This window comes from Yersinia similis, from assembly GCF_001053095.1.
Classification (GTDB): Bacteria; Pseudomonadota; Gammaproteobacteria; order Enterobacterales; family Enterobacteriaceae; genus Yersinia; species Yersinia similis.
The window spans coordinates 71,439-84,185 of sequence record NZ_CGBP01000016.1; the positions used below are offsets into that span (position 1 = coordinate 71,439).

The window sequence follows — 12,747 nt, forward strand, 5'->3', positions numbered from 1 at the left end:
TAATTTAATTATTGGTGGGTAAGTCATATTGTCTGCCAACACATGTAAAAGAGCATCATGAGCGAAATTATTTACGGTATTCATGCCGTTAAAGCCCTATTAGAACGTGATCCGCAGCGTTTTCTGGAAGTCTTTATTCTGAAAGGCCGAGACGATCGACGTTTGCAACCGCTAATCGCAGAGCTGGAAGCAGCCGGTTTAGTTATTCAGGTGGCCAGCCGTCAGTGGTTGGATTCACAGGTTGAAGGGGGAGTCCATCAGGGGATCGTGGTACGGGTACGTGAAGGGCGTCAGTATCAGGAAAATGACTTGCCTGCGCTACTGGAAAGTGTCGAAATACCTTTCCTGCTGGTGTTGGACGGCGTAACCGATCCGCACAATCTGGGGGCATGTTTACGTAGTGCAGATGCCGCGGGGGTCCATGCGGTTATCGTGCCACGGGATCGCTCAGCACAGCTAAATGCGATTGCTAAGAAAGTGGCGAGTGGTGCGGCTGAGAACGTGCCATTGATCAAAGTAACCAATTTGGCACGTACCTTGCGAGTATTACAGGAACATAACGTCTGGATTGTGGGGACGGCGGGTGAAGCCGATCACACCCTGTATCAAAGCAAAATGACCGGTCCTATGGCACTGGTGATGGGGGCGGAAGGTGAGGGTATGCGCCGCTTAACCCGCGAACACTGCGACGAGCTGATCAGTATTCCAATGGCCGGGAGTGTCTCTTCCCTCAACGTTTCTGTCGCAACAGGTGTGTGTTTATTTGAAGTTGTGCGCCAGCGTGGATTGAAAGCCTGATAGCCTGTCGAAGCGCCCTTAGATACGGCTTTCCCCTGCCTATCCTCACCGTTTAAAATCGAGTCATCGGGGTTTGTCAGCAATCTGAGCCAACATCTTTGCATGTTGGCTTTTTGTAGGGAATGTACGCAGTTTATACGTAGGCTATCAGGTGTTTTTCTCTGTTTGTGATATGCCTGCCAGCAAAAGTCCCCGCCTGTACCATACTTAACCCTGACTTATGAATATGGTCTTCAGGGGAGTCCCGAAATGGGGAAAGGTATGGATTGGCAGACTCATTTGGTTTTCAATCAGCCAGAGCCTTTGTCGAACAGTAATTTGTTTCTGTCTGACTTGGCTTTACGGGAAGCGGTGGTTCGGGAACATGCGGGTTGGGATGGAGGGAATCTCTCTCTGATCGGATTACAGCTCGGTTCGTTGGAGTCACTTGAATTGGGGCGGCTGGCAAATGCTAATCCGCCAGAATTATTACGCTATGATGGTGCTGGGCAGCGCTTGGATCAGGTGCGGTTTCACCCAGCATGGCATGTATTAATGCAAGGCTTGACCCATCATCGGGTGCATAATCTCCCTTGGCAGGAAGATGCTCGGAACGGCTCCTTTGTGGCCCGTGCTGCACGTTTCATCCTACATGCTCAGGTAGACGCGGGAACATTATGTCCGGTAACCATGACGTTTGGTGCTATCCCACTGCTACAACATACACTTCCTCCCCTCTTTCAAAACTGGTTATCACCGCTGCTGTCTGATCGCTATGACCCCCATTTATCTTTAGGTAATCAGAAGCGGGGTTTACTGATTGGCATGGGAATGACAGAGAAACAGGGTGGTTCCGATGTCTTAAGTAATACCACACGTGCAGCGCCATTAAGTATTCGTGGGCATGGTGAAGCCTATCGGTTGATCGGCCACAAATGGTTTTTTTCAGTGCCACAAAGTGACGCGCATTTGGTATTGGCACAGGCTGAGGGCGGCCTATCTTGCTTCTTTCTGCCCAAAATACTCCCGGATGGGACCCACAACGCCATCCGATTGGAGCGCCTGAAAGAGAAGCTCGGCAACTGCTCCAATGCCAGTAGTGAAGTAGAGTTTGATAATGCCACTGCCTGGCTATTGGGGGAGGAAGGTGACGGTATTCGACAAATTCTGAAAATGGGCGGTTATACCCGCTTTGATTGCGCACTGGGGAGCCATGGGCTGATGAGGCGCGCTTTCTCTGTCGCTTTGTATCATGCCTTACAGCGTCAGGCTTTTGGTAAAGCATTGGTAGACCAGCCCTTGATGCGACAAGTATTGAGCCGCATGGCATTACGTCTGGAAGGGCACACGGCGTTACTGTTACGTTTAGCCCGTGCATGGGAGGCCTCTGGTGAGGTTCATGAGCAGATATTCAGCCGCCTACTGACACCAGCCGCTAAATATCGGGTGTGTGGGCAGGGCAGCGCGTTTGTGGCAGAAGCGATGGAAGTGCTTGGTGGGATCGGTTATTGCGAACAGAGTGAGTTGCCACGACTCTATCGTGAGATGCCGGTGAACAGCATCTGGGAAGGCTCAGGCAATATTATGTGTCTTGATGTTTTGCGGACATTACGCAAATTGCCAACTGCGATCGAGATGCTCCAACAAGAGTTTTACCCGGTACGCGGGCAGAACCGGCTCTTTGACCGTGCCTGGCGGCAACTGCAACAACGGCTGAAGAATCCTAAGGAAGAGCAAGGGCGAGCGTTGACTCAGCAACTTTTTGACCTGTGTTGTGCATCTCAGTTACTGCGCTTTGCATCACCACGGTTGGCTGACGCCTGGTGCCGGATGACACTGGATCATAGTGAGCAATATATGTTGCCAGAGGAGACTTGTGCGCGGTTACTAGAGCGAGCAACGGGCGCACATTAGCGATACAACAGAGCATTGGCATACCAAATACCGGGGTAGACGCTGTCTGATATCATCACAATCAAGTAGTAAGGTGCCCCGCTGGCATTGGCCCTGCGCTGAATTTCGGTTTCAACATCTCCTGGGCTACCGTATACCTGCGCTGAAACCGTCCCCACCTTTTGTAACGTGAGGCTCTGGGCGCGGGTGATCTCCTGTGCGTAAGGCTGAATGGCCGGTGGTGGAACTGGTGTGATGTAGAAAGTGTTGCAACCGGACAGCCCCAGAGTGAGCAGCAAGAAAATCATCGCGCGTTTTATATTCATCATTGCCTCTTCGCCAGTGACTCGGGTGTAACGCCAAGTAGGCAGGGTATATATCTTGGAAGAAATTGATTTAAGACTTTATATCTGAGTTTTGGCACACTGCATTTATCCACTCCCCTTCACACTTGAAGTGCATGAGCGTTGGTATCAGTTAATCGTTGTTTGTATCAGTTAATCAAGGATTGTTGCCATGATTGAGATGTTGCTGGAAAATATTAATGGTATTGAGGTGATACATTCTGCCCCTGTAGGTCAACGCCAGCAACCGTTACCGACCATTTTCTTCTACCACGGCTACACCTCGTCAAAAGAGGTTTACTCCTATTTCGCCTATGCTCTCGCGCAGGCAGGGTTTCGCACTATTGCACCGGATGCGGATATGCATGGCGCCCGTTTTAATGGTAATGAAACACAGCGGCTATCTCATTTCTGGGAGATTTTAAAGTCCAACATTGATGAACTGCCAGACTTGAAACGACATTATCAACAGGCTGGATTGATTGAAAGTGAACGTATTGGAGTTGCGGGTGCGTCAATGGGAGGAATGACGGCGTTGGGGGTTTTTGCCCGCTATCCGTGGATCCGTGTGGCCGCAGACTTTATGGGTTCAGGCTACTTTACTTCATTGGCACACTCGCTGTTTCCACCACTGGATGCAGGTCGGGAGGTAAGCCAACTGGAGTTTGAGCGTCGTTTGGCACCGTTAGCGGATTATGATCTGACTCATCAGTTAGAAAAAATTGCTGAGCGGCCACTATTGGTTTGGCATGGCGAGGCTGATGATGTTGTTCCGGCGGCGGAAAGTGCGCGTTTGGTGCAGGCATTACGAGCCAGTGGGCGTGATAATAATCTGACATATATTACCGAAGTTGGGATAGGGCATAAAATCACCCCTACAGCGTTGAGTGCCGGAAGTGATTTTTTTACCCAGTATTTATAAAACCCCCGTCTCTGATACGGGGTATCCTGGTTGCTTAAAAGCGAGTCATCGAGGTTTGTTGTTGGTTTGAATGGGTTTTATTGAGCAACAAAAGAGCCCTCTGGTGGTTTGGTTATGATTTTATTGGTAAATTTAGCAAAAAATAGCGCTATCTCCACGATCACGGGCAGTGAACAAAAAATGCGGTTTAAGCTTGCTCATAGTCATAACAGGAATAAATCCCCCACAGCCCTTGAGTTTCCGACCGCCCACAAGTATAGTTACGCGTCATTTTTCAGCCGCACACAAACACGTTCCTTGCCTCCATGGGCCGCGGTTGACCCTATCAGGAGGCTGAATAATCCGTAAGGAGCAATAATCGATGCGTCATTACGAAATCGTTTTTATGGTCCATCCTGACCAAAGCGAACAGGTTCCGGGCATGATCGAGCGCTATAGTGCAACCATCACTAATGCTGCTGGTACGATCCACCGTCTGGAAGACTGGGGCCGCCGTCAGCTGGCTTACCCGATCAATAAACTGCACAAAGCCCACTACGTTCTGTTGAACGTTGAAGCTCCGCAGGAAGCGATCGATGAGCTGGAAACAAACTTCCGCTTCAACGACGCCGTTATCCGTAGCATGGTTATGCGCGTTAAGCACGCGGTAACTGAAGCATCACCAATGGTTAAAGCGAAAGACGAACGCCGTGAGCGTCACGACTTCGCGTCAGAAGCCAATGATGATTCTGAAGCTGGGGATTCTGAAGAGTAATTGCCGTGGTGACCACTAATCGTCTGGTACTTTCTGGCACTGTGTGCAAGACACCGGTTCGAAAAGTAAGTCCTTCTGGTATTCCGCATTGTCAATTTGTGCTTGAGCATCGATCAACACAGCAGGAAGCCGGATTTAGCCGACAGACATGGTGCAGAATGCCCATAGTTGTTAGCGGACAGCAGTCACAAGCATTAACTCACAGCATAACGGTCGGTAGTCAGTTAACCGTTGAAGGCTTCATTAGCTGCCATCAAGGTCGCAATGGGCTGAACAAATTGGTTCTGCATGCCGAGCAGATTGAATTTATAGATTCTGGAGACTAGCCAAATGGCACGTTATTTCCGTCGTCGCAAGTTCTGCCGTTTTACCGCGGAAGGCGTTGTAGAGATTGATTATAAAGATATCGCTACGCTGAAAAACTATATCACTGAAAGTGGTAAAATTGTCCCGAGCCGTATTACCGGTACTCGTGCAAAATACCAGCGTCAGCTCGCCCGTTGTATCAAGCGCGCACGCTACCTGTCTTTGTTGCCGTACACTGATCGTCATCAGTAATCGGCCACTGTCCATTAACGACTTTGAGAGGATAAGGTAATGCAAGTTATTCTGCTTGATAAAGTAGCAAACCTGGGCAGCCTGGGTGACCAAGTCAACGTAAAAGCGGGCTATGCTCGTAACTTCTTGGTTCCACAGGGTAAAGCTGTTCCAGCAACAAAGAAAAACGTAGAGTTCTTTGAAGCACGCCGTGCTGAATTGGAAGCCAAATTGGCTGACGTTCTGGCTGCTGCAGAAGCTCGCGCAACCAAAATTAACGAACTGGTTAGCGTCACTATCTCTTCTAAAGCAGGGGATGAAGGCAAACTGTTCGGCTCTATCGGTACTCGCGACATCGCTGACGCTGTAACTGCAGCTGGCGTTGAAGTAGCCAAGAGCGAAGTTCGTTTGCCGAATGGCGTTCTGCGTACCACAGGTGAGCATGAAGTTCACTTCCAAGTACACAGCGACGTGTTCGCGAAACTGAACGTAGTTGTGGTTCCAGAAGCGTAAGTTACGCTGCTGTGACCTGTTAAAACGCCAGCCTGGTGCTGGCGTTTTGCTTTTGGGTTATCGGTATCATCGAGATGCTGGCCCCGGTACTAAAATATCAAATTTACAGTCTTCAGGTGCCACATTTGAACAGGTGTAAATTTCAAAAAAGCCCCCTTTTTCATATTCCCAGTGTGGTTTTCCACTGACGGATGCTATCCAGGTTGTACCGCCATAGTACATATCGAGCTGTATGCCTTCGGCCTGCAAATCATAAGTGCATTTTTGAAACTTTCCCTGCCCGGTGACGCTGTTTTTATTGTTCTCACCTTCAACCACCAATAACGCCTCACTGAAACGCTTAATCCCGCTCTCTTGGGGAGGTGGCCCTTGCAAGATACCAACCCACTTTTCGCCACTAGTAGCCTGCGCCGTATAGACTCCTCCGATCTGCTTAATTGCATCAATTACCGGACAATGCTGTTCAGCAAATACGCCCAATGGCGTGAGTAGTAACACAAAGGATAATTGATATTTCATCATTACTCTCTCTCCTTATAAATACGGTTATCTGCCTGCAGATAGCGATAACTATCCAGGAAATAACCTAATTTGAACGAGAGAGAGTGACAATAATAAAGAAGATCACAGGGTAGATAGGGATAGCAAGCCATCATAGCGATTAATGTTCGCGACGATAGCTACCATCGTTTTGTCGGGAAAACAGCACTTCAGTGCTCTCTGAGGTTTCAATCGCCAGTGCGGTTACCACACCTTGTGCGTCCAGCATGATTTTGACCTCTTGCCCGGCCTTCAGGTTACTCAGCGGTTTATCGCTGCCTTCGACTTGAGCCATGGCAAAAACATCGTTGACTGGCAGGTTATTGTCGCGGAACAGTTGCGCCAGGGTTTTACCCGTCTGGACCTGATAGCTCTGCCAGTTTCCTTGTGTAGTCTCAGGAGTGGAGACTTTGGGCGGGACTGGTGCGTCATTATTGTCCTGTAATTGGGCCTGTAGTGGCACGCTGGTCGCTGGGACACTAACTGGGAAGGACAGGTTAGTATTATCACGGGAAGCGGGCCACAGCAGTGCCAGCAGCAATACAGCGGTAGCGATAATAACCCAGCGGCGGTGGAAGAAAGGCAGCGGCTCCATCCACTGAAAACTGTCCGGCAGGTGCCAGATTTTTAGCCACAGTCCTTTAATGCTCTGAACGCCTTTTCTTTGTGTGGACGTTAGCGCAGGTTCTGTCACGTTATTAGGATCCACCCTCTGCTCTGGTGCACTGATTTCGGATATCAGGTTTTGCTCATCAGTATTTTTCGCATCCGGGAAGACCTTCTGCCTGATAGTTAGCCAACTGTGTAGCAGTGGCTGATAAACCCGATTATTTTTCCTTCTCCTGGGCGCGATTCTGCCCATGGTGACCTCTCTTCAACGACGTAAAATAAAAATGGATACCGCAGATGGTCGGCAGGCCCATAGGCTTCTAAGTATATAGCCTATTAACTGTCTAGCCTTAGACTATTAACTATCTGAGCTGTTAACTCCTTGGCCGCTGCGCTATGGCTTTGAGGATAGTTTACTCACTGACTGATACAGAAAGACAGGGGGAATAATGATACCTAAGTGGGGTATTTCCCATTAGCCAGCCATCATTGTTTCTTTTTATTCGACAAAAGTCATCATTCACGATGCAAGATTTTACCGAACTCCCTCGCTGCTGTTATGCTTGCCGCTTCAACTTGATTAGTGACTAAAGGAAAATTCATGACAACCCCTTCTTTTGATAGCGTTGAAGCGCAAGCGAGCTACGGGATTGGTTTACAGGTCGGGCAGCAATTACAAGAATCCGGTCTGGAAGGTTTATTGCCAGAGGCACTGTTGGCAGGTTTGCGTGACGCGATGGAAGGGAATGCACCGACTGTCCCTGTTGATGTGATACATCGCGCGTTACAAGAAGTGCACGAAAAAGCAGATAAAGTCCGTGTTGAGCGCCAGCAGGCGTTGGTAGACGAAGGGAAAACCTTCCTGGAAGAAAATGCCAAACGTGATGATGTGACTACCACTGAGTCTGGTTTGCAGTTCTCCGTGTTGCAGGCAGGTGACGGCCCGATCCCATCCCGTCAGGACCGTGTGCGTGTGCATTACACCGGTCGTTTGGTTGATGGTACGGTATTTGATAGCTCTGTTGAGCGTGGTCAGCCAGCAGAATTCCCAGTCAGTGGTGTTATCCCAGGCTGGATCGAAGCGCTGTCTATGATGCCTGTAGGGTCTAAATGGAAGCTGTATATTCCGCACAATCTGGCTTATGGCGAGCGTGGTGCTGGTGCAACAATCCCACCGTTCAGCGCCTTGATGTTTGAAGTGGAACTGCTGGAAATTCTGTAATTTCTTGGTACAAATTATGCCAAAGGGCGACACCATGTCACCCTTTGGCATTTATTTACGGTAAGAATAAATGTCTAGTGAATCATTCGCCTTTTAGCGCGCGGGGAAACAGTAAATTGTTTTCCAGATGAATATGTTCCATCAGGTCAGTAATGAATTCATTGATACCGGTGTAAAGCGCCCGCCAGGTATTGCAGGCCCCTTCTGGTGGCGTCACATTTTGTGTGAGTTGTTTTACCACTTCTAATTGTTGCCCAACCGCATCGTGCTCCGCTTCCATCACAAATATTGGCCCACTGGCCTGAGAACCCATACCTCGCTGGATCATTGGGAACAGGATCTGCTCCTCTTTATACATATGCTGAGTCAACTCTTCTAAAATTGCACTGAGTTCTGCGGCCAGCCCACGAGGACATGCGGGTTTCTCGCCATGTACCCGTTCAACCTTTTCAGCCATTAGAATCAATTCTGGTAGCTGTTCACGATGACGATCATGGTAGCGGCTGATGATAAAATTAATGAGATTTGTCAGTGGCTGTTGTTGCCAATCTTCAGATGATTGAGGCTCGGTTTGCAATGTACTCAGTTGTGCTTCCAGCGCATCAATATCCAGATTCAGCTTATTGGCTGCCCGTAATAGTGTTTGTTTGCCGCCACAGCAGAAATCAAGCTGATATTGACGGAATAATTTTGTGGCCCGAGGAATAGCGATAGCCAGAGCGCCCAGAGACTGATTGCGGTAATCCATAATGACACCTCATTGAGTAATTATATACCTATAACATGTATAATAAATACATGTTATAGATTGTGATATAACTCTAAGTGGGTATTACGGGGTGACGGCAGCGCACAGTAAGGCGCTGCAGCCAGAGATTACTTTTTCTGCAAATCGATTTGGTAAACGTCGAAACCTACCTCATCAGTACCCTGTAATTTCATTGGGTATTGTGCTTTTTGTTTAATAAACTCAGCGGCCTTAGCGGTTGGCGAAGTCTCAAAACGAATATCCAAAGGCTGCTTGCTCTCAAGGGGTGCCAGACGCCAATTGTTGTCGGTTTGCGGAATGACCTGCCCATTTTTCTTGGTTTCAGCACTGATATAAGCAGACAGTACTGCTCGGTTTTCGTCTGGTGACGCGAAAGCGATATGGTTATCACCGGTACCGGCAAACTTACCGCTGTAAGCGCGGTAGTTATTGGTGGCAATTAGGAATGTGGTTTTCGGATCGATAGGCTTACCGTTAAATGTTAGGTTTTTAACGCGTTCTGCCTGGTCGTTGATTAGCGTACATTCGCCATCGTAACGGGCAGGCTGGCTGACATCAATTTCATACTCAACGCCATCAATAACATCGAAATTATAAGTACGAAAACCATCCCAGTTAATCAACGATTGCGGTTTGCTACTGTTAATATCGATTTGATTAAATTGTGCGGCGGAGCACTCTAACCACTGCTTAACCTCTGCACCACTGGCTTTCACGACAACTAACGTATTTGGGTAAAGGTACAAATCGGCGGCGTTACGGAAGGTCAGTTCCCCTTTTTCTACTTCAACAAAACTGGTTGGATCATTTTTGCGGCCACCGGCTTTAAACGGCGCGGCGGCAGACAGTACCGGGAGGTCAGCTAAGTCAGGGTCACCTTGAATAAAATGTTCGGTATACGCGCGTTGGGCGTTATTTACAATTTGCACGGTAGGATCATCTTGGATCAGTGCCAGATAGCTGTACATGTTATCTGATGCTTTACCGATCGGTTGGCTGACAAAATCACGGGTGCTTTGGTGATCAACTGCCAGTACTTCCACCAGCTTGGCATTTTCTGCCGCCAGTGATTTTTGTGCTGTTTTATCATAGATAGGGCGGGCTTCTGCTTTGGCATCGATAACTTGCCATTTTCCCTGATCATTATTCAGGACAAAATCGACTACACCTAAATGGTCACCCCATTGGCCAGGCATCACTGCCGGGATACCGTTTAAGGTACCTTGAGTGATATCCGCACCTTTAATGGCGGCAAAATCTTTGCTGGGGAACACGCCATGTGCGTGGCCGAACATGATGGCATCGATACCCGGAACTTGGCTAAGGTAATAAACTGAATTTTCAGCCATAGTTTTATAAGGATCGCTGGAAAGACCAGAGTGCGGGATAGCAACAACCAGATCAGCCCCTTGCTCACGCATCTCCGGTACCCACTTCTTGGCGGTTTCAGTGATATCGTTTACCGTGACTTTGCCACTCAGGTTCGCTTTATCCCAGATCATCACTTGAGGTGGCACAAAACCAATGTATCCGATCCGCAGGTTATGGCTCTTTCCGTCACGATCTTTCACCGGGGTATCGACGATCAGGTAAGGCTGGAACAAGGGTTTACCTGTTTTCACATCAATCACGTTGGCGTTAACATACGGGAACGTTGCTCCTGCCAGTGATTTTTTAAGGTAGTCCAGCCCATAGTTAAACTCATGGTTACCAATATTGCCGACCGTATAATCCAGCGTGTTCATCGCTTTATAGACCGGATGAATCTCCCCGTCGTTCAATCCCTTAGCCGCGATATAATCACCAAGCGGACTCCCTTGGATCAGGTCACCGTTATCCACTAGCACGCTGTTAGTAGCTTGTTGCCGGGCCACGATAATCAGGCTGGCAGTGCGTACTAGCCCAAATTTTTCCGTGGGTTTATCCTTGTAGTAATCAAAATCCATCATGTTGCTGTGTAGGTCGGTGGTTTCCAGTACCCGCAAATCAACAGTGGCAGCAGACAGTGATGTCGCGACAGCAATCAGGCTGGCAAGGAGGGATAACGTCAGCGGACGCTTGAACATGGCTTTCTCCATCGTGGGTTTCCATTAAAAACTATACCCTTCGTACTTGGTGTATATTCGATATGTATCGCAAAAGAATATGTATTTTTAATTAATTGCTAAAGCAAAGTGTGAAGTTTGGCAGAAAATTTAATGAGATAACGCGTAGACGCTCACAGTTGCTGCAGATGTTTTATAAGCAGTTTCCTGACAAATATGGCTATTTATCGGGAATGTTATTAGTCTTCAGATTGATGTTCAGTCTTGAGATGATCAGTTTTTATATTGGCTTTGCGTTCTAAAATAAATAGAGAGTCGGTAAAAGGGACGCAAGAGCTACAATTAATTCAATAGAAACAATTAATTCAATAGAAACGATTAATTCAAGAGAGAAAACTAATTAATTTGGTGCACTCTGACTAGCAATATTCTACATAACGGATAATACCAAGGGGGGATGATGTTAGAGCAAATTAGCCAGTTGGCCCGCGAGGCAGGCGTGGCGATTATGGCGGTCTATCAGGGCGACAAACCCCTTGATATCGCGCATAAAAAGGATGATTCACCGGTGACAGCAGCTGATTTGGCGGCTCATCAGATTATCAAAGCTGGGTTGGCGCGATTAACCCCTGATATTCCGCTACTGTCTGAAGAGGATCCACCTGCTTGGGATGTGCGCCAACACTGGCAACGTTACTGGCTGGTTGACCCGCTGGACGGTACCAAAGAGTTCCTCAATCGTAATGGTGAATTCACCGTCAACATCGCCTTGATTGAACAAGGTGAACCGGTGATGGGAGTGGTGTATATACCGGTAACCGAGGTGATGTACAGTGCGGCGAATGGGCAGGCTTGGAAAGAAGAGTGTGGCAGGCGTATGCAGATTCAGGTTCGTGATGCCCAGCCTCCGTTGGTCGTGGTGAGCCGTTCTCACAGCGATGCTGAATTGGAAGACTATTTATCACAATTGGGTGAGCATCAAACCATTTCAGTGGGGTCATCACTTAAATTCTGTCTGGTGGCAGAAGGGAAAGCACAACTATACCCACGTTTTGGGCCAACTAACATCTGGGATACGGCGGCCGGGCATGCAGTCGCCATCGCTGCCGGGGCGCAAGTACACGATTGGCAGGGAAAGACACTGTCTTATACCCCACGAGAATCTTTCTTGAACCCCGGTTTCAGAGTTTCGCTATTTTAGATTTATTGCTGCACAAGTTGGTGCAGTTGGTCGATGACCTGCTGCACCTCCGCTGATGTCAGTGCTCCATCTTTTACAAATTTGACGTTTCCTTGTGGATCCAGCACCACAATAGCAGAGCTTTTCTCCGCTAACCCCCAAGCTTTTGCTACATTTCCCTTACTGTCGATAATAAATTGCGACCAAGGAAATTCACGCTTACTACTTTCAATGCTGTTACGCACAAACATGGCTGTCCCGATGATTGCATCATCAGTATTGACGATTGTCGTCGTTTGGTAACGTTCGCGTGGCAGATTAGCTTGCTTGATGGCATCAATCAGCGGGGCATTCATTTCTTTGGCTGAAGTACGGCCAGCGATGCTTTGAATGACTCGGACTTTGCCGGGCAATTGTGAGCTATTCCAGCTTTTATAGTTAAACTGATCAGTGGTCTTATCATAATCCAGCTCACCTTTATCACTGACGCCAACTGGCGGCACGCGTTGGTTATCCTGGATGTTATGGGCCGATACCAGTAGAGGTGTGAATATCATCGATATTATAAGCAGACTATTTTTTATCATATCATGTCCTTGTAGATATATCCGTGTGGATAATGACGTAGGGCACTTACCCCTG

General features: G+C 48.2%; 15 protein-coding genes. 9 read left to right on the forward strand and 6 right to left on the reverse strand.

Going from position 1 to position 12,747, the window contains the following annotated elements:
- Positions 1-57: 57 nt before the first annotated feature.
- Positions 58-798 (forward strand): 23S rRNA (guanosine(2251)-2'-O)-methyltransferase RlmB, encoded by a 741-nt coding sequence (gene rlmB / locus AC971_RS13080; protein WP_025382378.1) that lies wholly within the window; start codon positions 58-60, stop codon positions 796-798.
- 261 nt (positions 799-1,059) lie between these two features.
- The gene (locus tag AC971_RS13085; RefSeq protein ID WP_038402515.1) at positions 1,060-2,691 is read left to right on the forward strand and encodes an isovaleryl-CoA dehydrogenase; all 1,632 of its coding nucleotides are present in this window, start codon (positions 1,060-1,062) and stop codon (positions 2,689-2,691) included.
- On the opposite strand, the gene bsmA is transcribed toward AC971_RS13085, so the two are convergent.
- Positions 2,688-2,999 (reverse strand): biofilm peroxide resistance protein BsmA, encoded by a 312-nt coding sequence (bsmA, locus tag AC971_RS13090; RefSeq protein WP_025382380.1) that lies wholly within the window; start codon positions 2,997-2,999, stop codon positions 2,688-2,690. The genes AC971_RS13085 and bsmA overlap by 4 nt on opposite strands.
- 187 nt (positions 3,000-3,186) lie before the next feature.
- Here bsmA and yjfP point away from each other — a divergent pair, with 187 nt between their 5' ends.
- From yjfP to rplI, 5 genes are all read left to right on the forward strand, one after another.
- On the forward strand, positions 3,187-3,936 hold the full coding sequence (gene yjfP / locus AC971_RS13095) for an esterase (RefSeq protein ID WP_025382381.1): 750 nt from the start codon (positions 3,187-3,189) through the stop codon (positions 3,934-3,936).
- Positions 3,937-4,297: 361 nt separating this feature from the next.
- Entirely contained in the window at positions 4,298-4,690 is a 393-nt protein-coding gene (gene rpsF, locus AC971_RS13100) for a 30S ribosomal protein S6 (RefSeq protein ID WP_002210153.1), read from the forward strand.
- Between the two features lie 5 nt (positions 4,691-4,695).
- The gene (gene priB, locus AC971_RS13105; RefSeq protein ID WP_002210154.1) at positions 4,696-5,016 is read left to right on the forward strand and encodes a primosomal replication protein N; all 321 of its coding nucleotides are present in this window, start codon (positions 4,696-4,698) and stop codon (positions 5,014-5,016) included.
- Between the two features lie 4 nt (positions 5,017-5,020).
- Positions 5,021-5,248 carry a 30S ribosomal protein S18 gene (gene rpsR / locus AC971_RS13110; RefSeq protein ID WP_002210155.1) on the forward strand — a complete coding sequence of 76 codons (228 nt, stop codon included), beginning with the start codon at positions 5,021-5,023 and terminating at the stop codon, positions 5,246-5,248.
- Between the two features lie 39 nt (positions 5,249-5,287).
- Positions 5,288-5,740, forward strand: coding sequence for a 50S ribosomal protein L9 (gene rplI, locus AC971_RS13115; RefSeq protein WP_025382382.1), 453 nt, complete (start codon positions 5,288-5,290; stop codon positions 5,738-5,740).
- Between the two features lie 66 nt (positions 5,741-5,806).
- Here rplI and AC971_RS13120 read toward each other — a convergent pair whose 3' ends face one another.
- Positions 5,807-6,262 (reverse strand): DUF3757 domain-containing protein, encoded by a 456-nt coding sequence (locus tag AC971_RS13120; protein WP_025382383.1) that lies wholly within the window; start codon positions 6,260-6,262, stop codon positions 5,807-5,809.
- A 139-nt stretch (positions 6,263-6,401) separates the two neighbouring features.
- On the reverse strand, positions 6,402-7,142 hold the full coding sequence (locus tag AC971_RS13125; protein WP_025382384.1) for a LysM-like peptidoglycan-binding domain-containing protein: 741 nt from the start codon (positions 7,140-7,142) through the stop codon (positions 6,402-6,404).
- 348 nt (positions 7,143-7,490) lie between these two features.
- On the opposite strand from AC971_RS13125, the gene AC971_RS13130 reads away from it, so the two are divergent.
- Positions 7,491-8,111, forward strand: a complete 621-nt coding sequence (locus AC971_RS13130) for a BamJ family beta-barrel-assembly machinery protein (protein ID WP_025382385.1) — start codon at positions 7,491-7,493, stop codon at positions 8,109-8,111.
- Between the two features lie 82 nt (positions 8,112-8,193).
- Here AC971_RS13130 and ytfE read toward each other — a convergent pair whose 3' ends face one another.
- Together ytfE and AC971_RS13140 are read right to left on the reverse strand one after the other, a co-directional pair.
- A complete protein-coding gene (gene ytfE, locus AC971_RS13135) occupies positions 8,194-8,859 on the reverse strand; it encodes an iron-sulfur cluster repair protein YtfE (RefSeq protein WP_025382386.1) in 666 nt (221 codons plus the stop codon).
- Positions 8,860-8,987: 128 nt separating this feature from the next.
- On the reverse strand, positions 8,988-10,958 hold the full coding sequence (locus AC971_RS13140; RefSeq protein ID WP_025382387.1) for a bifunctional 2',3'-cyclic-nucleotide 2'-phosphodiesterase/3'-nucleotidase: 1,971 nt from the start codon (positions 10,956-10,958) through the stop codon (positions 8,988-8,990).
- A gap of 427 nt (positions 10,959-11,385) precedes the next feature.
- On the opposite strand from AC971_RS13140, the gene cysQ reads away from it, so the two are divergent.
- Entirely contained in the window at positions 11,386-12,126 is a 741-nt protein-coding gene (gene cysQ, locus AC971_RS13145) for a 3'(2'),5'-bisphosphate nucleotidase CysQ (protein WP_025382388.1), read from the forward strand.
- 2 nt (positions 12,127-12,128) lie between these two features.
- Here cysQ and AC971_RS13150 read toward each other — a convergent pair whose 3' ends face one another.
- On the reverse strand, positions 12,129-12,692 hold the full coding sequence (locus AC971_RS13150; protein ID WP_025382389.1) for a YtfJ family protein: 564 nt from the start codon (positions 12,690-12,692) through the stop codon (positions 12,129-12,131).
- Positions 12,693-12,747: the final 55 nt, after the last annotated feature.

What these genes read in the sequence shown, in the direction of transcription:
- rlmB (WP_025382378.1), top strand. Translation starts at nt 58, where the DNA reads ATGAGCGAAATTATTTACGGTATTCATGCCGTTAAAGCCCTATTAGAA.
- AC971_RS13130 (WP_025382385.1), top strand. Translation starts at nt 7,491, where the DNA reads ATGACAACCCCTTCTTTTGATAGCGTTGAAGCGCAAGCGAGCTACGGG.
- ytfE (WP_025382386.1), bottom strand. Translation starts at nt 8,859, where the DNA reads ATGGATTACCGCAATCAGTCTCTGGGCGCTCTGGCTATCGCTATTCCT.
- rplI (WP_025382382.1), top strand. Translation starts at nt 5,288, where the DNA reads ATGCAAGTTATTCTGCTTGATAAAGTAGCAAACCTGGGCAGCCTGGGT.
- AC971_RS13125 (WP_025382384.1), bottom strand. Translation starts at nt 7,142, where the DNA reads ATGGGCAGAATCGCGCCCAGGAGAAGGAAAAATAATCGGGTTTATCAG.
- rpsR (WP_002210155.1), top strand. Translation starts at nt 5,021, where the DNA reads ATGGCACGTTATTTCCGTCGTCGCAAGTTCTGCCGTTTTACCGCGGAA.
- AC971_RS13140 (WP_025382387.1), bottom strand. Translation starts at nt 10,958, where the DNA reads ATGGAGAAAGCCATGTTCAAGCGTCCGCTGACGTTATCCCTCCTTGCC.
- rpsF (WP_002210153.1), top strand. Translation starts at nt 4,298, where the DNA reads ATGCGTCATTACGAAATCGTTTTTATGGTCCATCCTGACCAAAGCGAA.
- cysQ (WP_025382388.1), top strand. Translation starts at nt 11,386, where the DNA reads ATGTTAGAGCAAATTAGCCAGTTGGCCCGCGAGGCAGGCGTGGCGATT.
- AC971_RS13120 (WP_025382383.1), bottom strand. Translation starts at nt 6,262, where the DNA reads ATGATGAAATATCAATTATCCTTTGTGTTACTACTCACGCCATTGGGC.
- AC971_RS13085 (WP_038402515.1), top strand. Translation starts at nt 1,060, where the DNA reads ATGGATTGGCAGACTCATTTGGTTTTCAATCAGCCAGAGCCTTTGTCG.
- yjfP (WP_025382381.1), top strand. Translation starts at nt 3,187, where the DNA reads ATGATTGAGATGTTGCTGGAAAATATTAATGGTATTGAGGTGATACAT.
- bsmA (WP_025382380.1), bottom strand. Translation starts at nt 2,999, where the DNA reads ATGATGAATATAAAACGCGCGATGATTTTCTTGCTGCTCACTCTGGGG.
- AC971_RS13150 (WP_025382389.1), bottom strand. Translation starts at nt 12,692, where the DNA reads ATGATAAAAAATAGTCTGCTTATAATATCGATGATATTCACACCTCTA.